23 protein-coding genes and 1 tRNA gene are annotated in these 23876 nt (G+C 66.0%); 15 read left to right on the top strand and 9 right to left on the bottom strand.

The genetic code is table 11. The features are described from left to right. Window positions 1-47 precede the first annotated feature (47 nt). The 3 genes from CE453_RS18855 to CE453_RS18845 all read right to left on the bottom strand — a co-directional run bounded on the left by CE453_RS18855 (window position 48) and on the right by CE453_RS18845 (window position 2796). Window positions 48-1274, bottom strand: a complete 1227-nt coding sequence (locus tag CE453_RS18855) for an FAD-dependent oxidoreductase (RefSeq protein WP_089175968.1) — start codon at window positions 1272-1274, stop codon at window positions 48-50. A 97-nt stretch (window positions 1275-1371) separates the two neighbouring features. Further along, window positions 1372-1902: a CoA-binding protein gene (locus CE453_RS18850; RefSeq protein ID WP_089175967.1), complete on the bottom strand. Its 531-nt coding sequence runs from the start codon at window positions 1900-1902 to the stop codon at window positions 1372-1374. Between the two features lie 81 nt (window positions 1903-1983). Continuing rightward, window positions 1984-2796: an enoyl-CoA hydratase gene (locus tag CE453_RS18845; RefSeq protein WP_089175966.1), complete on the bottom strand. Its 813-nt coding sequence runs from the start codon at window positions 2794-2796 to the stop codon at window positions 1984-1986. Between the two features lie 90 nt (window positions 2797-2886). On the opposite strand from CE453_RS18845, the gene CE453_RS18840 reads away from it, so the two are divergent. The 6 genes from CE453_RS18840 (at window position 2887) to argC (ending at window position 7100) form a co-directional block, all read left to right on the top strand. After that, on the top strand, window positions 2887-3315 hold the full coding sequence (locus CE453_RS18840; RefSeq protein WP_248307795.1) for a PaaI family thioesterase: 429 nt from the start codon (window positions 2887-2889) through the stop codon (window positions 3313-3315). A gap of 225 nt (window positions 3316-3540) precedes the next feature. Beyond that, complete coding sequence (gene rplM, locus CE453_RS18835) at window positions 3541-4005, top strand: 50S ribosomal protein L13 (protein WP_089175965.1); 465 nt, start codon at window positions 3541-3543, stop codon at window positions 4003-4005. Between the two features lie 2 nt (window positions 4006-4007). After that, entirely contained in the window at window positions 4008-4487 is a 480-nt protein-coding gene (rpsI, locus tag CE453_RS18830; protein WP_089175964.1) for a 30S ribosomal protein S9, read from the top strand. A 127-nt stretch (window positions 4488-4614) separates the two neighbouring features. Next, window positions 4615-4893, top strand: coding sequence for a hypothetical protein (locus CE453_RS18825; RefSeq protein WP_089175963.1), 279 nt, complete (start codon window positions 4615-4617; stop codon window positions 4891-4893). Between the two features lie 30 nt (window positions 4894-4923). Further along, window positions 4924-5892 carry an agmatinase gene (gene speB / locus CE453_RS18820; RefSeq protein WP_472840955.1) on the top strand — a complete coding sequence of 323 codons (969 nt, stop codon included), beginning with the start codon at window positions 4924-4926 and terminating at the stop codon, window positions 5890-5892. Between the two features lie 272 nt (window positions 5893-6164). Further along, on the top strand, window positions 6165-7100 hold the full coding sequence (gene argC, locus CE453_RS18815; protein ID WP_248307794.1) for an N-acetyl-gamma-glutamyl-phosphate reductase: 936 nt from the start codon (window positions 6165-6167) through the stop codon (window positions 7098-7100). Between the two features lie 94 nt (window positions 7101-7194). Here argC and CE453_RS18810 read toward each other — a convergent pair whose 3' ends face one another. After that, the gene (locus CE453_RS18810; RefSeq protein WP_089175961.1) at window positions 7195-8043 is read right to left on the bottom strand and encodes a fumarylacetoacetate hydrolase family protein; all 849 of its coding nucleotides are present in this window, start codon (window positions 8041-8043) and stop codon (window positions 7195-7197) included. Between the two features lie 427 nt (window positions 8044-8470). Here CE453_RS18810 and CE453_RS18805 point away from each other — a divergent pair, with 427 nt between their 5' ends. Continuing rightward, window positions 8471-9799 carry an OmpP1/FadL family transporter gene (locus tag CE453_RS18805; protein ID WP_157733096.1) on the top strand — a complete coding sequence of 443 codons (1329 nt, stop codon included), beginning with the start codon at window positions 8471-8473 and terminating at the stop codon, window positions 9797-9799. 92 nt (window positions 9800-9891) lie between these two features. Here the strand turns inward: CE453_RS18805 and CE453_RS18800 are convergent, their stop codons facing one another. After that, window positions 9892-10131 (bottom strand): hypothetical protein, encoded by a 240-nt coding sequence (locus CE453_RS18800; RefSeq protein ID WP_089175959.1) that lies wholly within the window; start codon window positions 10129-10131, stop codon window positions 9892-9894. 121 nt (window positions 10132-10252) lie between these two features. Further along, window positions 10253-12076: a class I poly(R)-hydroxyalkanoic acid synthase gene (phaC, locus tag CE453_RS18795; protein WP_089175958.1), complete on the bottom strand. Its 1824-nt coding sequence runs from the start codon at window positions 12074-12076 to the stop codon at window positions 10253-10255. 113 nt (window positions 12077-12189) lie between these two features. Between phaC and CE453_RS18790 the strand changes: the two genes are divergently transcribed. The 6 genes from CE453_RS18790 (at window position 12190) to glpX (ending at window position 18061) form a co-directional block, all read left to right on the top strand. After that, window positions 12190-12648 (top strand): hypothetical protein, encoded by a 459-nt coding sequence (locus CE453_RS18790; RefSeq protein WP_089175957.1) that lies wholly within the window; start codon window positions 12190-12192, stop codon window positions 12646-12648. 185 nt (window positions 12649-12833) lie between these two features. After that, a complete protein-coding gene (locus CE453_RS18785) occupies window positions 12834-14054 on the top strand; it encodes an LL-diaminopimelate aminotransferase (RefSeq protein WP_089178011.1) in 1221 nt (406 codons plus the stop codon). Window positions 14055-14187: 133 nt separating this feature from the next. Beyond that, complete coding sequence (locus CE453_RS18780) at window positions 14188-14622, top strand: hypothetical protein (RefSeq protein ID WP_089175956.1); 435 nt, start codon at window positions 14188-14190, stop codon at window positions 14620-14622. Window positions 14623-14714: 92 nt separating this feature from the next. Further along, window positions 14715-15524 (top strand): class I SAM-dependent methyltransferase, encoded by an 810-nt coding sequence (locus CE453_RS18775; protein ID WP_089175955.1) that lies wholly within the window; start codon window positions 14715-14717, stop codon window positions 15522-15524. A 78-nt stretch (window positions 15525-15602) separates the two neighbouring features. Next, the gene (locus tag CE453_RS18770; RefSeq protein WP_089175954.1) at window positions 15603-16955 is read left to right on the top strand and encodes a homoserine dehydrogenase; all 1353 of its coding nucleotides are present in this window, start codon (window positions 15603-15605) and stop codon (window positions 16953-16955) included. A 107-nt stretch (window positions 16956-17062) separates the two neighbouring features. Beyond that, window positions 17063-18061: a class II fructose-bisphosphatase gene (gene glpX / locus CE453_RS18765; RefSeq protein WP_089175953.1), complete on the top strand. Its 999-nt coding sequence runs from the start codon at window positions 17063-17065 to the stop codon at window positions 18059-18061. 127 nt (window positions 18062-18188) lie between these two features. Here glpX and CE453_RS18760 read toward each other — a convergent pair whose 3' ends face one another. Beyond that, the gene (locus tag CE453_RS18760) at window positions 18189-19844 is read right to left on the bottom strand and encodes an FAD-binding dehydrogenase (protein WP_089175952.1); all 1656 of its coding nucleotides are present in this window, start codon (window positions 19842-19844) and stop codon (window positions 18189-18191) included. Between the two features lie 122 nt (window positions 19845-19966). Here CE453_RS18760 and recJ point away from each other — a divergent pair, with 122 nt between their 5' ends. Next, on the top strand, window positions 19967-21772 hold the full coding sequence (gene recJ / locus CE453_RS18755; RefSeq protein WP_198302150.1) for a single-stranded-DNA-specific exonuclease RecJ: 1806 nt from the start codon (window positions 19967-19969) through the stop codon (window positions 21770-21772). Window positions 21773-21902: 130 nt separating this feature from the next. After that, window positions 21903-21977, top strand: a tRNA-Glu gene (locus tag CE453_RS18750). Window positions 21978-22620: 643 nt separating this feature from the next. Here CE453_RS18750 and CE453_RS18745 read toward each other — a convergent pair. Then, the gene (locus CE453_RS18745) at window positions 22621-23523 is read right to left on the bottom strand and encodes a LysR family transcriptional regulator (RefSeq protein WP_089175951.1); all 903 of its coding nucleotides are present in this window, start codon (window positions 23521-23523) and stop codon (window positions 22621-22623) included. Between the two features lie 12 nt (window positions 23524-23535). Beyond that, window positions 23536-23871 (bottom strand): ferredoxin, encoded by a 336-nt coding sequence (fdxA, locus tag CE453_RS18740; RefSeq protein WP_089175950.1) that lies wholly within the window; start codon window positions 23869-23871, stop codon window positions 23536-23538. Window positions 23872-23876 lie beyond the last annotated feature (5 nt).

The following is a 23876-nucleotide window of genomic DNA, read 5'->3' as shown; positions in this document are numbered from 1 at the left end:
CTGATGTGCGAATGCTCTGTTCGGTTTAACGAACGCTCCTCGTAGCGTCAATTCAAGCGCGGGTTGAGTTGCGGACCGATATGCTCAGGCCGGAAGCCCATTCCGACCAGCCGGGCGGGAATGCGCCGCAGGGGCGGAAACCAGCGCAGCAGCGAGAGCAGGAAAGGTGGCTTCACCGGGCCGCCCCCCGCCAGGATCGGGGTAATGACGCGGTTCTGGATCGCGACCTGCAGGCCTTGCGTCGCTCTGGTGGGAAAGGCCCGGCGCTCCTGCACCGCGGCGAGGTCGCCAGTCGTCAGCCGTTTGCCGCGCAGGGGCTGGGCCAGCCGATTGGCCGCGGCGACCGCATCCTGGATGGCGAGGTTCACGCCGACGCCGCCGATCGGCGACATCGCATGGGCAGCGTCGCCGATGCAGAGCAGGCCCGGCTGCCACCAGCGTTCGAGCCGGTCGACCGCGACCGAGAGCAGCTTGAGATCGTCCCAGCCGTGAATTTCACCGACGCGGTCGGCCACCACCGGCAGCAGTTCGGCGAGCCCCGTCCTGAAGGCATCGAGCCCGGCAGCGTGGAGTTTCTCCAGCGTACCTTTCGGGATGACATAAGCGCATTGCCAATAGTCGCCGCGATTCAGCATCACGGCGAAGCGTCCACGCTCGACCTGGCCGAAGGTCTGCGCCGCGTCGCTCTCGCGCCGGGGCAGTCGAAACCAGAGCACATCCATCGGCGCACCGATCTCGTGGACTATGAAGCCACCTGCCTGGCGCAGGTCGGAATGGCGCCCATCCGCCGCGACGATGAGATCGGCCCAGATCGTCGTCTCGCCCTCGGCCGTCTCGGCGGTAACGGCGGCGACCCTGCCGCTCGATCGGATCAGCCCGGTCGCCTTCGTTTGCATCAGGAGCTTGAAATGCGGCAGCTCCCGCCCGCGATCGGCCAGGAAGTCGAGGAAATCCCATTGCGGCATGAAGGCGATGTAGGGCGCGGCCACTGGCAGATGGCTGAAATCCGCGATGGGTACGTCCTTGTCGCCGAAACGAGCGACGATGCTGCGCTCCTTGGTGTGCGGCAGCTTCAGGAAATCGTCGAGCAGGCCGAGCTCCTGCATGAGCTGCAGGGTCGAAGGGTGGATCGTGTCGCCCCGGAAGTCGCGCAGGAAGTCGGCATGCTTCTCCAGCACGGTGACATCGACGCCGGCCCGCGCCAGCAGGAAGCCGAGCATCATCCCCGCAGGGCCACCGCCCGCGATGCAGCAGGTGGTGCTGAACTCACGCATGGGCACCCTCCCGGAACCATTTTGCGTGCGGTCATCCCGAAGCGACGTGGTTTACGCCGCTTGTCCGGGAGGACCCGACGTTTCCGCGGGCCGTCCTTTACGTTCCCGGCCGGTTGATCGTCAGCTTCTGAAAGCCCTTGCCGGCGAGCACCGGTTTCTTCGACGACAGGATCCGCGAATTGATGCCCTGCCAGCCGATCTCGCCGGAGAGCCGGCCGTATTCGATCTTCGGGCAGCGGTTCATGATGACGGTGACGCCCTTTGCCTCGGCCCGCGCTGCGGCCTCGTCGTTGCGCACCGAAAGCTGCATCCAGATCACCTTGGGCAGAGGGGCGAGCGCCAGCGCCTCGTCGGTGATCGGCCCGGCCGCTTCGGAATTGCGGAAGATCTCGACCATGTCGATCGGGCCGGGGATGTCCCTGAGTGCGCCATAGACCGTCTTGCCGAGGATCGTCTGGCCGGCGAGGCCGGGATTGACGGGGATGACATCATAGCCCCGATCGAGCAGGTATTTCGTCACGATCCAGCTCGGGCGCGCCTCATTGGCCGAGGCGCCGACCAGCGCGATCCGCTTCACGGATTTGAGGATGTCGCGGATCAGGCTGTCCGGGTAGGCGTCGTGGTTCATCAGGCCGGGCTCAGCGAAAGGACGATGGGGCAGGGTATAGGATGGAGGGGAGGCCGCGTCATCTCGAATGCAAGAGCGGGATCATCCCTCCCATATGGGCTGCCGCTTCTCCATGAAGGCGCCGATCCCCTCTTCGGCATCTCGCGCGAGCATGTTCTCGACCATCACGGCCGAGGCGTGGTCATAGGCCGCCTTCAGCCCCATCTCGCGCTGTTCGTAGAAAGCGCGCTTCCCGATCTTGACGGTCGCCGGCGACTTCGAGGCGATCGTGGTTGCGAGCCGTTTCGCCTCGGCCAGTGCTTCGCCGGCAGGCACGACGCGGTTGACGAGGCCGATGCGGGCCGCCTCCGTCGCCGGCACCATCTCGCCGAGCAGCAGCATCTCCATCGCATGCTTGGCCGAGAGGTTGCGCGAGAGCGCCACCATCGGCGTGGAGCAGAACAGGCCGATATGCACGCCCGGCGTGCAGAAGCGTGCGCCGTCGCCCGCCACCGCGAGGTCGCAACTCGCCACCAGCTGGCAGCCGGCTGCCGTCGCCGTGCCTTCGACGGCGGCGATCACCGGTTGGGGCAGGGCGGTGATCTGCTGCATCGTCGCCGAGCAGCGACCCAGGATTTCAGTGAAATAGGCCCGGCCTCGATCAGGATCGGCGCGATGCGCGGTCATCTCCTTGAGATCATGCCCGGCGCTGAATACCGGCCCGGCCGCTGCCAGAATGACGATCTTGACCGAGCGGTCGATGGCGATGGCGCGGAAGGCGTCGCCGAGCGCCGCCAGCATCGCCTCGCTCAGCGGGTTGCGCGATTGTGGCCGGTTCAGCGTCAGTACAGCGATGCCGTCGGCGTCCTCGCGCAGCAGCACGGGCGCGGCATCCGGCTTGTGATGGGCGTTCATGGCGTCCCCTTTCGGCATTTGCGCCTATTGTCGGAGCCGGCCGGCCATGCTGCAAGGGGATAAGAGCCTCTTCAGCCTGTGGTTTTCCGCATGACGACCCGCATGACCGCCTCCGAGATCGAAGCCTATCTCGACGAGGTCTTCCCGCAGCTCCACTATGGCGGGCGCACCTATTTCGTCGAGGAGGTCGGGCCGATGACGGCCCGCATGCGCTGCGATTATCACGAGCGCCATCTGCGGCCCGGCGGTACGATCTCGGGACCGACCATGATGGCGCTGGCCGATCTTGCGCTCTATGCCGCGGTCCTCGCCCAGATCGGTCCCGTGGCGCTCGCTGTGACGACGAGCTTGAGCTTCAACTTCCTGCGCAAGCCGGGGCAGGCGGCTTTGATCGGTGAGGCGAAGCTGATGAAGCTCGGCAGGCGCCTCGCTGTCGGCGAGGTCTGCCTCTATTCGCAGGGCGAGGCCGAGATGGTCTGCCATGCGACCGGGACTTATTCGATTCCAGCGGAGCGGTGACATCGGCGTGCTGGCCTTGCTGCCATCCACGTCGAGACGAGGCGGAAAAGATCGTACGGTATCTGGATACCTCTTTTCTCAGGTAATTGAAAAATCGACGCTTTCTGCTTTCTCGTGCTGTTCTGAATGCTTGACAGCCGACTTTCTTCCTCCTATTGCCACGCCACACCGCCGCTGGGCCTCCCGGCGGCTTGTCCTTTTCTTACGCAACCGAAGGGTGCCGCGATGAAGACCACCGTCTCGCTCAAGCCCGCCGATGTCGAAAAGAAGTGGGTTGTGATCGACGCCTCCGGGCTCGTCGTCGGCCGTCTCGCCTCCCTGGTGGCGATGCGCCTGCGCGGCAAGCACAAGGCCGCCTACACCCCGCATGTCGACTGCGGCGACAATGTCATCGTGATCAACGCCGAGAAGGTCTCCTTCACCGGCCGCAAGCGCGAGCAGAAGAACTATTACCACCACACCGGGTTCCCGGGTGGTATCAAGGAGCGTTCGGCCAAGTTCATCCTGGAAGGCCGCTTCCCTGAGCGCGTGGTCGAGAAGGCCGTCGAGCGCATGCTGCCGCGCGGCCCGCTCTTCCGCCAGATCCTCGGCAATCTGCGCGTCTACAAGGGCGCGGAGCATCCGCACGCGGCCCAGTCGCCGGAGGCGCTCGACGTCGCCGCCCTCAACAGCAAGAACAAGAGGGTCTGACCATGGCCGAAGTTCTTCAGTCGCTCTCCCAGCTTGGCGACATCGCCAAGCCCGCGCAGCCGGAAGCTCCGGTCCACGTCAAGAAGGTCGATGCCCAGGGCCGCGCCTATGCCACCGGCAAGCGCAAGAACGCGATCGCTCGCGTCTGGATCAAGCCCGGCTCCGGCAAGGTCACGGTCAATGGCCGCGATCAGGAGATCTATTTCGCCCGTCCGGTTCTGCGCCTCGTCCTGGCGCAGCCGCTGCAGCTCGTCGACCGCATGACGCAGTATGACGTCATCGTCTCGGTCAAGGGCGGCGGTCTTTCCGGCCAGGCCGGCGCGGTGCGCCACGGCATCTCCAAGGCGCTGACCCACTATGAGCCGGAGCTCCGCGGCCCGCTCAAGAAGGAAGGCTTCCTGACCCGCGACTCGCGTGTCGTCGAGCGTAAGAAGTTCGGTAAGGCCAAGGCCCGCCGCAGCTTCCAGTTCTCGAAGCGCTGATCGTTTCCGGCTCGTCCGGGATGTGGAAGGGCGGCTCTCGCGAGCCGCCCTTTTTCGTTGCTTCCGGGATCGTTCGGACGCAAGGCCGCCTCTCGCGCCTGCGGCGTCGCTGATGTAGCTAGAGCGCATGCGCATTCTGTTCATCCTGATCGCCTTTGGCATGATCGCGGTCCCGGCTCTGATGATGCTGGCGCGGGAAGACCTGCCGCGCGATCGCCGCATCGGTCGGGCGCTGGTGATCTTCCTCGCTCCCGCCATCGCATTGGGCGCGATCCAGAGCGTGCCGGAACTGGATGGCCGCGCCCTCAGCTATCCGAATGCCTGGACAATGCTGCGACTCGTGCTCAGCGGCCTCGCGCTGATCCTGCCCTGGTGCCTCTATGTCTGGTTTACGGCCCGCCGCTGAGCGGTACGGCCCCTTCATGAGAGCTCTGCCGTGAGTGAAACAACCGGTAAGCCGCCGATCGACCACGCCTTCACCGGCGAGCGCCGTGGCGGCGCGGCCGATCCGACCTATGCCGGGGCGCTCTCCTTCATGCGCCGGCCCTATGGCAAGGCCGTCGCCGGCTGCGATCTCGTGGTCTGGGGCGTGCCCTTCGATCTCTCCGTGACCAATCGGCCCGGGACCCGCTTCGGACCGCAGGCGATCCGCCGTGCCAGCGCGATCTTCGACGGCGATCCGCAATACCCTTCGCGCATCGACCCTTTCGCCCGCCTCGCGGCGATGGATTATGGCGACTGCGCTCTGCCTCGCGGCGATCTGCCGGGCTCGGCGCAGGCGATCGAGCGGGAGGCCGCCGGCATTCTCGCGACCGGTGCCCATCTCGTCACGCTGGGCGGCGACCACTTCATCACCTTGCCGCTGCTGCGCGCCCATGTCGCGCGTCATGGCAAGCTGGCGCTGATCCAGTTCGACGCGCATCAGGATACCTGGGACGACGGCCCGGGCGGGATCGGGCATGGCAGCTTCGTATTGGAGGCCGTGCGGGAGGGGCTGATCGATGTCGAGCGCTCGATCCAGGTCGGCATTCGTACGGCGGCGCCCCGCGACTGCGGCATTGCCATCGTCGATGCCTATGAGGCGCAGGCGCTCGGCGTCGAGGCAGTGGCGGAGCGAATCCGGGGCCGCGTCGGGGAGGGCGCTGCCTACCTCACCTTCGACATCGATGCGCTCGATCCAGCCTTCGCCCCCGGCACCGGCACGCCGGTCTCGGGCGGGTTCTCGGCCGACCAGGCGCTGCGCATGCTCTGGGCGATCCGCAATCTCGATATCCGGGGCATGGATATCGTCGAGGTTTCGCCGCCCTATGATCACGCCGACATCACCGCGATCGCGGCCTCGACGATAGCCCAGCATCACATCCAGGCGCTGGCGATGAAGAAGGGCGGTTGGATCGGCTTGTGAGGAGCACGTGACAAGCGACTCCGGCAGCTTGGTTTTCGCGCCACACCACGCCTGCGATCGAGGCCACGGGCGCAAGGATGATTGACACCCTGCCGATCCGCGAACATATACGGATGCATGAAGATGAGCTTCATTCGACGTCGCCCGTATCAGGCCGCTCCGGCGCGCCCGCGATGACGCTCGGCTGAAGCCCGAACGCCCGCGACCGCGCCACCGAGCGCGGTTTTTTTATGCCTTTAGCCAACTCGCCTGCCCAGCCACCGGGGGTCCTGATGAGCCAGAACCTGAAAACCATCTTCATCGACGGCGAGGCCGGCACCACCGGGCTCGGCATCCGCGATCGCCTCGCGGCTGTACCGGAAGTGGCGGTGAGGAGCATCGACCCGGACAAGCGCAAGGATCCGGCCGCGCGCAAGGACATGATGGCGGCGGTCGATCTCGTCGTGCTCTGCCTGCCCGACGAGGCCGCGAAGGAATCGGTCGCGCTGGCTGATGAGCTGGGCGCGGATGCCCCCAAGATCGTCGATGCCGCTACGGCGCACCGCATCGCGCCGGGCTGGGTCTACGGCTTTGCCGAGCTGGAGCCGGGCCATGCCGAGAAGATCGCCAACGCCAATCGCGTCGCCAATCCGGGGTGCTATCCGACCGGTGCGATCGCGCTGCTGCGTCCGCTTGTCGATGCCGGGATGATCCCGCAAGACTATCCCGTCACGGTGAATGCCGTTTCGGGCTATTCCGGCGGCGGCAAGTCGATGATCGAGGATTTCGAGACCGGCGTCGCTCCGGCTTTCGAACTCTACGGCCTCGGTCTGCGCCACAAGCACCTGCCCGAGCTGCAAGCCTATGCCAAGCTCACCCGGCGGCCGATCTTCGTGCCGTCGGTGGGCAATTTCCGGCAGGGCATGCTGGTTTCCGTGCCGCTGCATCTCGATACGCTGCACGGCCGGCCGAGCGTGGCCGATCTCCATCACACATTGGCCGAGCGCTATGCAGGCTCGAGCTATGTCAGCGTGATCTCGCAGGAGGGATCGGGCGGCAAGATCGAGCCCGAGGCGCTGAACGACACCAATAAGCTGGAACTCAGGGTCTTCGGCCAGGACGACCTTGGCCAGGCGGTGCTGGTCGCGCGGCTCGACAATCTCGGCAAGGGCGCTTCGGGCGCTGCGGTGCAGAACATCCGCCTGATGCTCGGCCTGCCCGAAGGCTGAGGGGCAGGGGCGGAGCGGCTCCTCGCCTCGATCTGGATCAAGAAGAAAAAGGGCCGCTTGCGCGGCCCTTTCCATTTTCGTCGAGCGAAGATGCTCAGCCCTTGTAGGCGACGAAGTTCTGTTTCTGGTCGCCGAGGCCTTCGATGCCGAGGGTCACGACCTCACCGCCCTTCAGGAAGCGCGGCGGCTTGAAGCCAAGGCCGACGCCCGGAGGCGTGCCGGTGGTGATGACATCGCCCGGATCGAGCCGCATGAACTGGCTGATGTAGTGCACCAGATAGGCGCAGCCGAAGATCATGGTCTTCGACGAGCCGTTCTGGACGCGCTCGCCGTCGACCTCGAGCCACATGGCGAGGTTCTGGACATCCTTGACCTCGTCGGGCGTCACCAGCCAGGGGCCGAGCGGGCCGAAAGTCGGGCAGCCCTTGCCTTTGGCCCACTGGCCGCCCCGCTCCGTCTGGAACTCGCGCTCGGAGACGTCGTTGCAGACGCAGAAGCCGGCGATGGCGGCCATCGCCTTGTCTTCGGGAATGTAGGAGCCGCCGTCGCCGATCACGATCGCCAGCTCGACCTCCCAGTCGGTCTTCTTGGAGCCCTTCGGGATGATCACGTCATCATAGGGGCCGACGATGCAGTTCGGCGCCTTGTTGAAGAGGATCGGCTCCTTCGGGATCTCGGCACCGGTCTCGGCCGCATGGTCGGCGAAGTTCAAGCCGACGGCGATGAAGTTGTGCACATCGCCGACGCAGGCGCCGATCCGCGGCGAGCCCGAGACGAGCGGCAGCGATTCCGGCGAGAGCGCCTTGATCTTGGCGAGCGAGGCGGAGGTCAAGGCCTTGCCGGCGAGGTCCGGAATGACGCCGGACAGGTCGCGCAACCCGCCCTTTGCATCGAGAAGACCCGGCTTTTCCTGGCCGGGCGCACCATAGCGGAGGAGTTTCAAGGCGTTACCTCATTTCAAACGATATAAATGGCGCGTGATCTGACCGGATGTGCCCCGCAATGACAAGCCTGTCGGCATGCATGGCGAGCCCGCGTCACCCGGGGCCGGGAAATTGTTGCCGGAATGCAACGCGGTCAGGCAAAGCGATAGATCGGCAGGAAGACGTATAAATGCCGTATGGTCAGGCTGAAACCCTCAAAAGTCGGCAATAGTTCGTATGTGAACGATCTTTTTTGAATCGAACACGATGAGCCGCCTTCAAAATGAGGCGTTTTGAGCGGTTTTTGCTGGCTGCGTCGCTGAATGCGAGCCCGATACGGCAGATTTTAGGCGTGTAGGGCGGGATTGCGGCCGAAATCGGCTCAGGTCATGCTCCGAATCGAGCGAGGCGCTCATGCCTCGAACAACGACAAACGGGATGGACTCGATGAAGGGCCTCGTTCGCAGCGTCGCTGCCGCTTCGGTTTCTCTGGCTGCCCTCATGGCGGCGGGCGCGGCTTCCGCCAGTTCTTTCGCCGTCCGCAGCGGCCAGAGCGCCGAAGGTCTCGGCATGGCTTATGCCGGTGCGGCCGCTGGCGGCATCGGCATGGGCTCGATGGCCTGGAACCCGGCGACCATCACCATGTTCCCCGGTCGGACCAGCAACTGGAACTTCACCTATCTCAACGCCAACGGTGACTATCAGCCGACCTCGACCACGCGGCTCGGCTCGCCGTTCGGTCCGGCGAGCCCGATTCAGAACGGCACCGGCAATCTCGGTGGCGATGGCGGTTTCATTCCCGCGTCCTACTCGGCCTGGCAGCTGACGGATCGCTTCTGGATCGGCATGACGACCGGCGCCCCTTACGGCCTGCGCTCCAAGGCCGACAACCAGGTGCACGCCGCCCAGATCTACGGCCGCTCCGCAAAGGTGACGACCGTCAACGTCTCGCCGACCATCGGCTACAAGGTGAATGACTGGCTCTCGATCGGTGCCGCGCTGCAAATTCAGTATTTCGACGCCAGCCTCAAGCAGGCGAACGGCATCGGTCCGTCGGCGGCACCGGTCATCCTCGAAGGTGACACCGTCGACTTCGGCTATCGTTTCGGCTTCACGCTGACGCCGTTCCAGGGCACCAATATCGGCCTGGCCTATCGCTCGGAGATCCGCCAGACGCTGGAAGGCAAGCTGCGTGGTGCCCCGGGCGCCCCTCCGGCGCTTCCGGTCAAGGCCAACCTCAACCTGCCGGATTCGGTGGTCTTCGGCATCTCGCAGGTCATCAACGACCAGTGGCAGGTCCATGCGGGCGTGGAATGGACGAACTGGAGCCGTTTCCGCAATATTCCGATCGTCAGCCGTCTCGGCGGCAGGCCGGTCAGCAGCCTGAATTTCCAGTATGACGACGCTTGGTATTTCTCGCTCGGCGCCGAATACAAGTACAGCAACGCGCTCACCCTGCGCGCCGGTGTCGGCTACGAACTGTCGGCCGTGAACGATCGCAACCGGACGATCTACATCTCCGATAACGACCGTCTCTGGCTCTCTGCCGGTGCGAGCTATCAGCTCACCGACAAGATCAAGCTCGATCTCGGCTACACCTATATCGACGTGAAGAAGGCCAAGGTGAACTACAACGGCGCGCATCCGCAACAGGGCGCCGTGTTCTACACCGCCGAGGCGAAGCCCTATGTCCATGTGGTGTCGGCCGGCCTGACCTACCGCTGGGACGATCCGGCCCAGACCATTCCGGTCCACCCGGTCGTCCGCAAGTACTGAGCGGCGGTAATCAGAACCTGAGAAAAGCCGGCCTTTGGGCCGGCTTTTTGTTTGCGACTACAATGACAGGGCCGGTTTCGGGCGGCCCAGCCTCAGCGCCACTGGCGCCCGTCGCTTCCGGCCTGGCAGCCATAGGGCGGAAGCACGTTGCCGAAGTTCGCATGCAGCTTGTCGCAGCCCCATTTGTTGATGGGGCCCGGCATCCGGCTGTTCAGCTCGATACCGACCTCGTCATAGGGGCTCTGGGTGTTGCTGACATACTGGAACCAACGCCAGCCCACCGTTGCCACCGCGGCGATCACGACGATCAGGAGAATTCTCAAAGCTTTCATCGACACGGCCTCGCAAAAGGCCGCTCTCTAGCCGGAGTCGCCGCCGCACGGAAAGTAGCCTTCGGCGCACCGGCAGACATGGCCGCAGGAGCGCGCGTCGCGGCAGGAGGTGAGGAAGCGGTTAGACCTTTACCTTCACATAGGTGCCCGGCGCATCCGCCAAAGCTTCGAGCTTGCCGCCCCCGGGCTCGCGGGCCGCGACTTTCTTCGGGGCCTGGGCCTCCAGCCAGGAGAACCAGTGCGGCCACCAGGAACCCGGATGCTCCTGCGCCTTGGCCATCCAGGTGTCGAAGGAGCCCTTCGCCGGCCCGCCCGTCCAATACTGGTACTTCACCTTGGCGGGCGGATTGACCACGCCCGCGATATGGCCCGAGCCCGCGACCACGTGCTCCACCGGGCCGCCGAAGCATTGCGAGCCGATGAAGACGGAGGGGGCAGGGGCGATGTGGTCCTCGCGCGTCGCGAGATTGTAGATCGGGATCTTCACCGCCTTGAGGTCGAGTCTCTTGCCGGCGATGTGCATCTCGCCTCTGGAGAGCGTGTTGTCGAGGTAGCAATTGCGCAGATAGAAGGAATGGTTCGCCGCCGGCATCCGCGTCGAATCCGAGTTCCAGTAGAGCAGATCGAAGGGGGCAGGGGCCTTGCCCTTGAGGTAGTTGTTGACGGCGTAGGACCAGATCAGGTCGTTCGGCCTCAGCATGTTGAAGGCGCCTGCCATGCGCGAGCCGTCGAGATAACCGGTTCGCGCCATCTGTTCCTCGATCGCGCGGATCTGCTCTTCGTCGACGAAGACCGAGAGCTCGCCGGCCTTGGAGAAATCGACCTGCGTGGTGAAGAAGGTCGCGCTCTCGATCCGCTTGTCGGCGATGGCGGCCATATAGGCCAGCGTCACGCCGAGCAGCGTCCCGCCGACGCAATAGCCGATGGCCGAGACCTTCTTTTCGCCGGTCGCCTCCTCGATCGTATCGAGCGCCGCGAAGATGCCCTCGCGCATATAGCTCTCGAAATCCTTGCCGGCATGGCGAGCATCCGGGTTGACCCAGGAGATGCAGAACACGGTCAGCCCCTGCTCGACGCACCAGCGGATGAAGCTCTTCTCCGGGTTGAGGTCGAGGATATAGAACTTGTTGATCCAAGGCGGCACGATCAGCAGCGGCCGCTTCAGTACCTGCGGCGTCGTCGGCGCGTACTGGATCAGCTCCATTACGTCGTCGCGGAAGATCACCTTGCCCGGCGTGGTCGCTATGTTGACGCCGACCTCGAAGGAGCCGGCATCCGACTGGCGGATCTTGAGCTCGCCGCCTCCGGCTTCGACATCCTCGGCGAACATCTTCATGCCGCGCACCAGATTGTCGCCGTTCTGCTGCAGGGTCTCGCGCAGCAGCTCCGGGTTGGTCGCGATGAAATTGGTCGGCGAGAGCGCGCTCGCGATCTGCTTGATGTAGAAGCGCGCCTTCTCGCGGGTATGCGGGTCGAGGTTGTCGGCCTTCTCGACCATGGTCTCGGCCCAGCGCGAGCCGATCAGATAGGCCTGCTTGATGAAGTCGAAGGTCGGATGATTCGACCAGTCCGGGTCCTTGAAGCGGGAATCGCGCTTGTCGGGCTCGGCGATGGGTGCGACCTCCTCGCCGCTGGCGCGCTTCAGCGAGGCGCTCCACAGATTGAAGAATTCGCCGGTGAGCGAAGCCTGGGCTTCGATGATCTTGCCCGGGTCCTTGGTCCAGCGCTCGGCCACCCGGCCGAGTGTCTTGACCATGTCGCTGGCCTCGTCGGCCTGGCCGGTCTTGGCCTGCCCGCGCTCGATCGGCTTCAGATAGGCCGCCGTGACCTTGCCGTACTCCTCGAAGAGCCGGCCCATGTTCTGGGCGAACTGATCGAAATCCGGGGTCGCCGCTTTCGGGGCCCCCGCAGCTTCCTTCGATCGGTCGTCACCCTGCCGGCCCATGAGTCGGATCCCCTTATTGTTTGAGGTTAGCGCATCGCTCCCCATTTTGGTCCTATTAAGGACGCAGCTGCTGTGCTTTACCAAGAAAATTCGTCGAACAGCCGGAAGTCCTCATGCCGACCGATCTCACCGCGAAAATGCCGCTTCTCCTGTCGGCGGTGCTGTTGACCGGCATTGCGCTGGCGGGCTGTGCGGGAGAGGAGGGCCTGAAGGGACCGGCCCAGGCCATCGGCATGGCGACGACGCCACAGGAGTCGAAAGGGTTCGTGCGCGCGACTCGGCCGGCCGACATGGCGTACATCCCGGTTGGTACCACGATCCCGGTGGCGCAGCTCTGCGCGGGCCCGAATCCGCCGCCGGCCTACACGCCGAGCGGTCAGTCCGCCCATTTCGCCGCGCCCAAGCCGATCGTCGACCCCAACGCGGCGTGCAAGCCGCGCTCGGACTTCAAGGGGATCGAGAGCCGGCTCGATGCCCAGCAGAAGTCCAACCAGGCGGCCGCCGACACGGCCAAGGCGCTCGGCGCATCGACGACGCCGCCCAAGCCCGCGCAGATTCCGCCGACGAACTGACCCGCTCTCGTCGATCCGACGCGGCCAGCGGCCGCCGGCGTCTGTCGCCGATAAGCCGCATGTCGCAATTTCTTGCGTTTTCGGCCCTGTCCTGAACAAAGATGCGGTGCTAAGCAGCTTCGGCGCAAGGAAGTGACCACGCGCAAACATGCCGCTATCCCTGGCGGCCTTGGGATTTGTTCGAAATGACCGATTTTCACCGCATCAAGCGCCTGCCGCCCTATGTTTTCGAACAGGTCAACAAGATCAAGGCAGCCGAGCGCGCCAAGGGCGTGGACATCATCGACCTCGGCATGGGCAATCCCGACCTTCCAGCGCCGAAGCACGTCATCGAGAAGCTTGTCGAGACCGCCGGCAAGCCGCGCACCGACCGCTACTCCGCCTCCAAGGGTATCGTTGGCCTGCGCCGCGCCCAGGCGAACTATTATCAGCGTCGCTTCGACGTGAAGCTCAACCCGGAGACCCAGGTCGTCGCCACGCTTGGCTCGAAGGAGGGCTTCGCCAACATGGCGCAGGCCATCACCGGCCCGGGCGACGTCGTGCTGGTGCCCAATCCGAGCTATCCGATCCACGCCTTCGGCTTCCTGATGGCGGGCGGTGTGATCCGTTCCGTTCCGGCGGAGCCGACCCCGGCGATGTTCCCGGCGCTGGAGCGGGCGGTGATGCATTCGGTGCCGAAGCCAATCGCGCTCGTCACCTGCTATCCAGCGAACCCGACGGCTTATGTCGCCACGCTCGATTTCTACCGCGACCTCGTCGCCTTCGCGAAGAAGCACGAGCTCATCCTGCTCTCGGACCTCGCCTATGCCGAAGTCTATTTCGACGAGAACAACCCGCCGCCCTCGATGCTGCAGGTACCGGGCGCGATCGATGTCGCGGTCGAATTCACCTCGATGTCGAAGACCTTCTCGATGGCCGGCTGGCGCATGGGCTTCGCGGTCGGCAACGAGCGCCTGCTCGCGGCGCTGGCGCGCGTGAAGTCCTATCTCGACTACGGTGCCTATACGCCGATCCAGGTCGCGGCGGCCGCCGCGCTCAACGGTCCCGAGGATTGCATCCGCGAGATGCGCGAGACCTATCGCAAGCGCCGCGACGCGCTGGTCGAAAGCTTCGGCAAGGCCGGCTGGGAGTTCCCGGCGCCGGAGGCCTCGATGTTCGCCTGGGTGCCGATCCCGGAGAAGTTCCGCCATCTCGGCTCGCTGGAGTTCTCGAAGCTGCTGATCGAGAAGGCCGAGGTTGCGGTGGCGCCGGGCATCGGCTTCGGCGAGCATGGCGACGATTATGTCCGCATCGCCATCGTCGAGAACGAGCAGCGCATCCGTCAGGCGGCGCGCAATATCGGCCGCTTCCTGAAGAGCGCCGACACGACGCTGCATAACGTGATCCAGATGCCGAAGGCGGGGTAGGGCGCCACAGCCATCGTCGCTTTGGGACTCGGCAGTGACGATCGGCGCGGCGGGGCTGGACCCGCCGTCAAAAACATGGGAACCCGGACGGGTGCGGGAAGGAGATTCCGCATCGCGTCCGGGGGTCGCTTCCATGCAACGAAAAGGCCGCCTGCTCGGCATCGGCTTCGCCGTCTTCGCGGTGGTCTGCCTCGTGGCGACCTACGACTATTCCAAGGGGCGCATCACCGACACCAATTCCGAGCTGGTTCGGGATGTGCTGGCATCGTCGGGCAATGCCCGCGAATGCGCCCGCGACGTGACCGACGTCGTCTCGCGGCGGATTCCGCTGGGCACCGAGCGGGCGGAGGCCGAGCGCATCCTCGCCGACGCAACGATCGATCCGCCGAAGCCGTGGTTCTGGAAGCCCGATGTCGAGAACAGCACCGTCTCGGAAGGCCAGACGCTCGAAGCGATGCACACGATCAAGTCGACCGCCTTCGTCAGCAACCTGCTGCGGGTTTACCTGTCCTTCGAGGAGGGCAAGGTCAAGCGCGTCGCCGCCGAGGTCGTCTGCCACTTCGGCTGAGGCAGGCACCGCGACTGCAGATCTGAACAAGGCAATTCCGTTAGGTTAGCCATTGGAGTAGCTTGTCGGGGGCTGCTGCAACAGGTGCTGCCATGGAAGCCACGGACAAGGTTTTCGCCGGTCCCGTTCCGCAGATCTACGAGCAGTTGCTCGTTCCTGTGATCTTTCAACCCTATGCCGAGGATCTGGCCGCTCGCATCGCGACAGCCCGGCCCGCGCGCATCCTCGAGATCGCCGCCGGAACGGGCGCGCTGACACGGGCGATGGTGACCCATCTCGACGGGGTCAGCATCGTCGCGACCGACCTCAACCCGGCGATGCTCGACCTCGCTGCCGCGCGGTTCGCTGGCAATGACAGGGTTGTCTGCCAGCACGCCGATGCGCTCGAGCTGCCATTCCCGGACGAGAGCTTCGACGTCGTCGCCTGCCAGTTCGGGGCGATGTTCTTTCCTGACAAGCCGAAGGGCTATGCCGAGGCGCGACGCGTCCTGAAGCCGGGCGGGCGCTTTCTGTTCAATGTCTGGGATACGGTCGAGCGCAATGATTTCACCGCGGTCATGCTGGATGTGCTGGCCGAGCTGTTTCCCGCCGACCCTCCGCGTTTCCTTGCGCGCACGCCGCATGGCTACCACGATGTCGCGATGATCGAACTCGATGTCATGGCAGGGGGCTTCCCGCTGCCGGCAATCGAGCGCGTCGAGAAACGCTCCCGTGCTCAAACCGCGCTCGATGTCGCGACCGGCCTCTGCCAGGGCACGCCGACCCGCGGCGAGATCGAGGCGCGGGGGGCACCTGGCCTCGCGGCCGCGACCGAGGCCGTGGCGGAGGCTCTGGAGCGCCGCTTCGGATCCGGCCCGATCGAAGGAGCTCTTTCCGCCTTCGTCGTTTCGGCCGAGCGCTGATCGTGGAGGCGCGATTTCACACGCTATGGAACGTCGCTCTCCGTTGACACGCATCGCGCCCCATGCGACCCCGCGCCCATGACCAGCGCGATCATTTCGACCCAGTCCCAGCCTTTGCGTATCGGCATTGCCGGTCTCGGCACGGTCGGCGCCTCGGTGCTGCGGATCTTGCGACGGCAGGAAAACGCACTCGCCGCGCGTTGCGGCCGAACGATCCGCGTCACGGCGGTTTCGGCGCGCGACCGCAAGCGCGACCGCGGCGTCGATCTCGGCGGCCTGGCTTGGTTCGACGATCCGGTGGCGCTGGCAAAGTCCGATGAGATCGATTGCCTCGTCGAGCTGATGGGCGGCTCGGACGGCCCGGCCAAGGCCGCGGTCGAGGCTGCGCTGCGCGCCGGCAAGCCGGTCGTCACGGCCAACAAGGCCCTGCTCGCGGCCCATGGCGTCGCGCTCGCCGAGCTGGCCGAGAGCAGGGGCGCGGCGCTCGCCTTCGAGGCGTCCTCGGCCGGCGGCATCCCGGTGGTGAAGACGCTGCGCGAGGCGCTGGCCGGGAACAATGTCAGCCGCATCTCCGGCATCCTCAACGGCACGTGCAACTACATCCTCTCCCGGATGGAGGAGGAGGGGCTGACCTTCGAGGCTTGCCTGAAGGACGCACAGCGCCTCGGTTATGCCGAAGCCGATCCGACCTTCGATGTCGAGGGCTTCGACACTGCCCACAAGCTCGCCATCCTGACCAGCCTCGCCTTCGGTACGAAGATCGACGCCGAAGCGATTCATGTCGAAGGCATTTCGGCGATCACGCCGCTCGACCTCAAGATGGCCGACGAGCTCGGCTACCGCATCAAGCTGCTCGGCGTCGCCGAACGCACCAAGACCGGCATCGAGCAGCGCGTCCATCCGACCATGGTGCCGAAATCCTCGGCCATCGCGCAGGTGATGGGCGTGCTCAACGCCGTCAGCATCGATGCCGACGCAGTGCGCGAGATTACCCTGGTAGGCCCCGGTGCCGGCGGCGACCCTACCGCTTCGGCCGTCGTCGCCGATATCGCCGATGTCGCCCGTGGCACGGCCGGGCTGCCTTTCGGCCTGCCGATCGGCCGCCTCGAGGAGCCGACCCGCGCCCCGATGCAGCGTCATGAGGGCGGCTACTATGTTCGCCTTGCCGTGGCGGACCGTCCCGGCGCCGCTGCCTCGATCGCGACCCGCATGGCCGAGGCCGACATTTCGCTGGAAAGTATCGTCCAGCGCCGCTCGCCGGAAGCGGTCAATCGCGATCCCGGCGGCCGCTCCGGCGCGCCCGTTCCGGTCGTGCTCATCACTTACGCCACCAGTGAATCCGCGATCCGCGCCGCGCTGGAAAAAGTCTCGGCCGACGGTCATGTCGCGGAACCGCCGCAAGTTATTCGCATAGAGCGGGAACAGGCCTAGAGCAGGATGCGAAAAAGTGGGAACCGGTTTTTCGCGCCAATCCTGCTCTGACATCATCCGGCCCTAGCGTCGCACCAGCCATTCCTTTGCAAAGGGGACTCCATTTCATGTCCGTCGATCTTCGCATCTCCCCCGACCAGATCATCGAGCGCTATCTCTCGATGGAACTCGTGCGCGTCACCGAGCGCGCCGCTGTCTCCGCCGCCCGCTGGCGCGGCCACGGTAACGAGAAGGCCGCCGACCAAGCCGCCGTCGATGCGATGCGCCGCGAATTGAACCGCCTGCCGATCGACGGCGAGATCGTCATCGGCGAAGGCGAGCGCGACGAGGCGCCGATGCTCTTCATCGGCGAGAAGGTCGGCAACAAGCAGGGCCCGAAGGTCCATATCGCCGTCGATCCGCTCGAAGGCACGACACTTTGCGCCAAGGACATGCCCGGCTCGATCGCCGTGATGGCGATGGCCGGCGCCGGCAGCCTGCTCTATGCTCCCGACGTCTACATGGACAAGATCGCGATCGGTCCGGGCTATCCGCAGGGCATCATCGACCTCGATGCCTCGCCGGCCGACAACATCGCGGCGCTGGCCAAGGCCAAGGGCGTGAAGCCCAGCGAGATCTCGACGCTGATCATGGACCGCCCGCGCCATGCCAAGCTGATCGAGGAGGTTCGCAAGACCGGCTGCTCGATCCGCCTGATCACCGACGGCGATGTCGCCGGCGTGATCTTCTGCACCCAGCCCGAGAAGACCGGGATCGATCTCTATCTCGGCATCGGCGGTGCCCCGGAAGGCGTGCTCGCGGCGGCCGCGCTGCGCTGCGTGGGCGGCCAGATGCAGGGCAGGCTGATCCTCGACACCGAGGAGAAGCGCCAGCGCGCCGCGACCATGGGCGTCAAGGATCCGAACCACAAATACGACATGGCCGAGATGGCCTCGGGCGACGTCATCGTCTGCGCCACGGGCGTTACCGATGGCGGCCTGCTCTCGGGCGTGCGCTTCGGTCAGGATGTCATCGAGACCGAGACGATCGTCTATCGCTCGATCACCGGCACGGTCCGCCGCATCTATGGCGAGCACCGCGAGTTCTCGAAGTTCCAGCTCGACTGATAATCGTCCCTGGCTGGGTCTTCCCGGGCGACCAAAGGGAGACCCGGGATCCATGCCGGAACGATTCATGCATGAATCCCGGATCGACGCCGCTCACGCGGCTTGTCCGGGATAGCGTGCGAACTGATCAAACGACAGCTTCCGCAGCCGCCCGACCGGCGGCGCGGCCCGAAAAGATGCAGCCGCCGAGGAAGGTTCCTTCCAACGCCCGGTAGCCGTGCAGGCCGCCGCCGCCGAAGCCGGCCGCTTCCCCCGCCGCATAAAGACCCGGTACCGGCTCGCCGCCCGTGTCCAGGACGCGCGAAGACAGATCCGTCATCAAACCGCCGAGCGATTTTCGCGTCAGGATGTTGAGCCGGACCGCGATCAGCGGTCCGTGGGCCGGATCGAGGATGCGGTGGGGCTTCGCCGTGCGGATCAACCGATCGCCGAGATAGTTCCGCGCCCCACGCAGCGCCGTTACCTGCATGTCCTTGCCGAAGGGATTGGCGAGCGCCCGGTCGCGCGCCTCGACCTGTCCACGCAGATGCGTCTCGTCGATCAATGGTTCGCCGGCGATTGCGTTCATGCGTGCGACGAGGCGCGAGAAGTCGCTCTCGACGATGAAATCCTCGCCCTTGTCCATGAAGGCCTGCACCGGCCCCGGCACGCCGCCGCCGGCGCGTTTCAGCACCTGCCGCCAGCTCTTCCCGGTCAGGTCCGGGTTCTGCTCGGAGCCCGACAGCGCGAACTCTTTGGCGATGATGCTACGGCTCAGCACAAACCAGGAATGGCTGTAGCCGGTCTTCATGATGTGCTCGAGAGTGCCCAGCGTGTCGAAGCCGGGAAAGAGCGGCACCGGCAGGCGGTTGCCGCGCGCATCGAACCAGAGCGAGGACGGGCCGGGCAGGATGCGGATCGCATGGTTGGGCCAGATCGGCGCCCAGTTGGCGATGCCCTCGACATAATGCCACATCCGGTCGCCATTGATGAGGCGCCCGCCGGCCGCTTCCGCCACGCCGAGCATCGCGCCGTCGACATGGTCCGGCACGCCCGACAGCAGCCGGGCAGGGGGCATGCCCAGCCGCTCCGGCCAGTTTGCCCGGACGAGCTCGTGATTGCCGCCGATCCCGCCGGAGGTGACGACGACCGTCTGCGCCTTTAGCGTGAAATGCCCGGCGACGGCACGGCCGCTCTTCTCGCCACGTCCAGCGGTGCTCGGCTCCAGCACCTCGCCCTCGACGCCGTCGACCGCGCCATCGCTCTTGGTGATCCCGGTAACCCGATGACGGAAACGAAAGGACAGCAGTCCCTTCGCCTGCGCTTCCCGTGCCCTGCGGAGGAAGGGCTCCAGAACGCCAGGTCCCGTGCCCCAGGTGACGTGGAAGCGTGGCACCGAATTGCCGTGGCCGGTGGCGAGATAGCCGCCGCGCTCGGCCCAGCCGACGACCGGGAACCAGCGCATGCCCATGCCGTGCAGCCAGGCCCGCTTCTCGCCCGCAGCGAAATCGAGATAGGCTTCGGCCCAGCGCCGCGGCCATTCATCCTCCGCGCGGTCGAAGCCGGCCGAGCCGAACCAGTCGTCCCGCGCCAGCTCGCGCGAATCGCGGATGCGCAGGCGGCGCTGTTCGGGGCTGTCGATGAAGAATAGCCCGCCGAAGGACCAGAATGCCTGCCCGCCGAGCGAGGCTTCCGGCTCCTGGTCGAGAAGGACGACCTTGCGGCCGGCATCGGCGATCTCGCAGGCGGCGACGAGGCCAGACAGCCCGGCGCCGACGATGAGGACGTCGGTTTCAGCTCCCATGCGTGTTCCCTGCCCGTTCGCCAGCTTGTCGGTGCTTGTGCACAGTATGGCGTCCGGTCGCAGGCCGGCCAAGTTCGACGCAGGTTGACCTTCCGGCCCGCTTGCGCGACGCCGGTTGCATCATGAGTCTCATGCAGCCCCGTGCCTTTCTCGGCGTGACTCGCTCGGTGCTCGGCCGGCCCTGGCGCGACCGGCTCGACATGGCCGGCCTCGGCCGCGCGGAGGCGCTGAGCCAGCAGCAGGGGTTGGCCGACATCCTCGCTCGCCTGCTCGCGGCCCGCGATGTCGAGCCGGCCGAGGCGTTGCGCTTCCTCGAGCCGAAGCTGCGCGATCTCCTGCCCGATCCTGTCGTGCTCACCGACATGGTCGCCGCCGCAGCGCGACTGGCCCGGGCTGGCGCCAGCGGCGAGCAGGTCGCGATCTTCGGCGACTACGATGTCGATGGCGCCTGCTCATCGGCCCTGCTCGCCGGCTTCCTGCAACAGGCGGGCGCCCGCCCGCGCATCCATATTCCGGATCGGTTGATCGAGGGCTATGGCCCCAACAGCGAGGCGATCCGCATGCTCGCCGGCGAGGGGGCAACACTCCTCGTCACGGTCGATTGCGGCACCACCAGCGAGGAGCCGTTGGCCGAGGCGCGCCGGCTCGGCCTCGATGTCGTCGTGCTCGACCATCACCAGGCGCCGGAGCGGCTTCCCGCCGTCGAGGCGTTGGTCAACCCCAACCGCCAGGACGATCTCTCCGGTCTCGGCCATCTCTGCGCGGCTGGCGTCGTCTTCCTGGCCCTCGTCGCGACCAGCCGGGAACTGCGCCGGCAGGGCGTCTGGGCGCAACGGGGCGGCGAACCCGATCTCCTCGCAGCGCTGGATCTCGTGGCGCTGGCGACGGTCGCCGACGTCGTGCCGCTGCGGGGACTGAACCGCGCCTTCGTCCGGCAGGGCATCGCCATGATGCGCGCCCGCATCCGGCCGGGCCTGACCGCGCTGATGGATGTCGCAGGGCTCGATGGGCCGGTCCAGCCATGGCATCTCGGCTTCCTGCTCGGCCCGCGCATCAATGCGGGCGGGCGCATCGGCGATGCCGCGCTCGGCGCCCGCCTGCTGCTGACCGCCGACGAGGTCGAGGCGCGCGCCATCGCCGCCGAGCTCAACCGTCTTAACCAGGAGCGCCAGGAAATCGAGCGCGTTGCCGTGCTGGAAGCGGTCTCGCAGGCCGAGCACGAGTTCGAGAAGGCAGGCAGCGACCTTCCCGTCCTGCTCGCTGCCAGCGCCGACTGGCACCCTGGCATCGTCGGGCTGGTTGCGGCCCGGTTGAAGGAGCGCTTCCGGCGCCCGGCTTTTGCCCTGGCACTGAACGGGGAGGGCGGGGCCACGGGTTCCGGCCGCTCGGTCGCCGGCGTCGATCTGGGGCGGGCCGTGCGGGCGGCGGTGGAGGCCGGCATGGCTGTGAAGGGCGGCGGCCACGCCATGGCGGCCGGGGTTACGCTCGGGCCGGGGCAGGCCAATGGCTTTCACGCATTCCTGAACGCGCATCTCGCCAGTGAAGTCGCAGGCGCCAGCGAAGCCGAAGCGTTGCTGGTCGATGCCGCCTTGAGCGCCGGCGGCGCCAGTCCGCGCCTGATTGCCGAGATCGAGAAGGCAGGCCCCTTCGGGGCTGGTAGCCCCGAGCCGGTCTTCGTCTTCCCCGCTCACAGGCTGATCGATGCCATCCCGGTCGGTAGCGGCGGCCATGTCCGCGTCAAGCTGCGCAGCGGCGATGGCGCCAGCATCGGCGGTGTAGCCTTCCGCGCGGCACAGGAACCGCTCGGGCAGGCGTTGCTCGCGGCGCGCGGCGAGACCGTCCATCTCGCTGCGACGCTCAGCCTCAATCGCTGGGGCGGCAACGAGACGGCGGAGCTGCGTGTCCTCGATCTCGCAAGGCCCGTCTGAGCCCGCAGCCGGGTCCGAGCGAAAACCAGGAGGCCGGCTCACGATTCTTGTGAACGGGTGCTTGCAGAGCGGCAATCCCCCCACTATACCTCGCCCCGCTTCGAGACGCGGCCCCGGCCGCAGAGAGCACGCGGTCTTCGTCTATCGGTTAGGACACCAGCCTTTCACGCTGGGAAGACGGGTTCGATTCCCGTAGACCGCGCCACCTTCGAAAGCTGGCCTAGTCGGCTGAAAATCCAGGCGAAAATCGACAGGCATTTTGAGCTCCCCCTGCTCGGAGGGTTATATGAGCCTTGGCACGTTGCTGGCTCGTCACGAAAACCAACAGCTCGAACAGCTGCTGGATCCCACCCTCCGACCAACTCTGCTCTGGCTCGGTAAGGGTGCGAAACCGTTTCGCTCATCGTCCGTTCATCTCCGGCGGACCAAACCCTGCCGATATCGCGACGAACCAGAGGAGCGCGACCAATGAACCGGCGAGATTTCCTCACTGCCCTGATAGGCGGAACCATTACGAGCGCCGCGGCAGCTGGAGCTGCGAATGCGCAGTTCTTTGAGGCGCCCTCTGAATGGGAAGACCGCAGAGACCGCTACGAGCGCTACCGGAGATATCGCTACGAACGCGAGCGTGAGCGCGAATGGGAGCGGAGGCGCCGATACTACCGCCGTCGCTGGCGCGATGACGATGACGACGATAATTGATCGGAGCACCGCCGGGCTCCTCACGGGAACCTGTCGGGGCTGATGGCCCCGGAGCAGCACCCCGGTGTCGCTGACGGCGGCTGGTCGTCTTGCGAAGGTCGGCGATCCCGGCGCCTCGGCCGATGTGGCAGCCTGCCAAATCGGGTTCAGCTTGCCGTCAGCCGACGAAGATCCTTCACCAAGCTCTTGGAAAGCTGGACGGCTGGGGGCGATTGCAGGCGGTTGGCTGCCGTGATCATGCCGATGCGCAACGCATTCACGCCGGGCGAGGCCAGCGGGCGCCATGCGATCTCACCGTGCTCGATTTCCTTCAGGAACCCGAGCCGCGTGAAGAAGGCGATGCCGAGCCCGAGCTCGATGCAGACCCGGATCATCTGGATCGAGTTCGAGGTCACTTTCGGCTTGAGCAGGGCCTTGAACTGGCTGAAATCGGCGTCGGTGTCGGCGCCGCGCGGCAACGGTCCGGACTGATCGAGCACGGGATAGGACAGCGCCTCCTCGAAGCTGACGCTCAGGCGCGCCGTCAAAGGATGATCGACCGGCATGACGACACCGATCGGCGCCGGGACTTCCGCGATGAAGTGCACGTTCGCCGGCAGCGGGCTGACGAAGGTCAGCCCGATATCGACAGCCCCGCTGCCGACCATGTCGGCCACCTCCGCGGGGGGCGCGGCGAGCACGGTGTGATTGATGGCGGGAAAGTCCCTGCCGAAGCGTGCCAGGGCACGGGGCAGGAAGTCGACCAGGAGGGAATCCAGCGCCGCAATCGTGACGTGTCCCGAGCGGGCTTCGCGAAGGTCATCGATCGCGGCGCGAACCTGTCCGTAAGCCTCGATCGTGGAGGCGACGTGCTGCAGCAGCAAGGTGCCTGCGACGGTCAGGCGCATGCCGGCGGGCAAACGGTCGAAAAGCGGCCCGCCGAACTCGTCTTCCAGCTTGAGGATCTGGCGGTTGATGGCGCTGGCGGCAACGTTGAGCTGCGCGGCTGCACGCCGGATCGAGCCAAGCCGCGCGACCTCCCGGAAGTAGAACAGGGCGGGGGCATGCATGGCTGGCTATCCTCAGGTCGCGGCCTTTCTCGGCCAGGCCGTTACCGTGGGGTGATCGCGCGTCGTCGTCAAAGACATGTCGGAGCCGCCGGGCTTGCCCCAGCCGGTCACCTCCGGGCCGAAGAAATCGCGGTTGATCGCTGGCCATGCAGCGAGTTCCGGCGGCAGCCGATCGTCGGCATGGATGGCCGCGACCGGGCAGACCGTCTCGCACAGGCCGCAATCGATGCATTCGTCGGGCTGGATATAAAGGGTGCGCCCGCCTTCGTAGATGCAGTCGACCGGACAGGCCGCGAGGCAGGCCTTGTCCTTGATGTCGATGCAGGCGTCGGTAATGACGAAAGGCATGGCAA

The organism is Bosea sp. AS-1 (genome assembly GCF_002220095.1).
Lineage (GTDB): Bacteria > Pseudomonadota > Alphaproteobacteria > Rhizobiales > Beijerinckiaceae > Allobosea.
The sequence above is the reverse complement of the archived record's forward strand: the minus strand, read 5'-3'. Positions and strand labels throughout refer to the sequence as shown.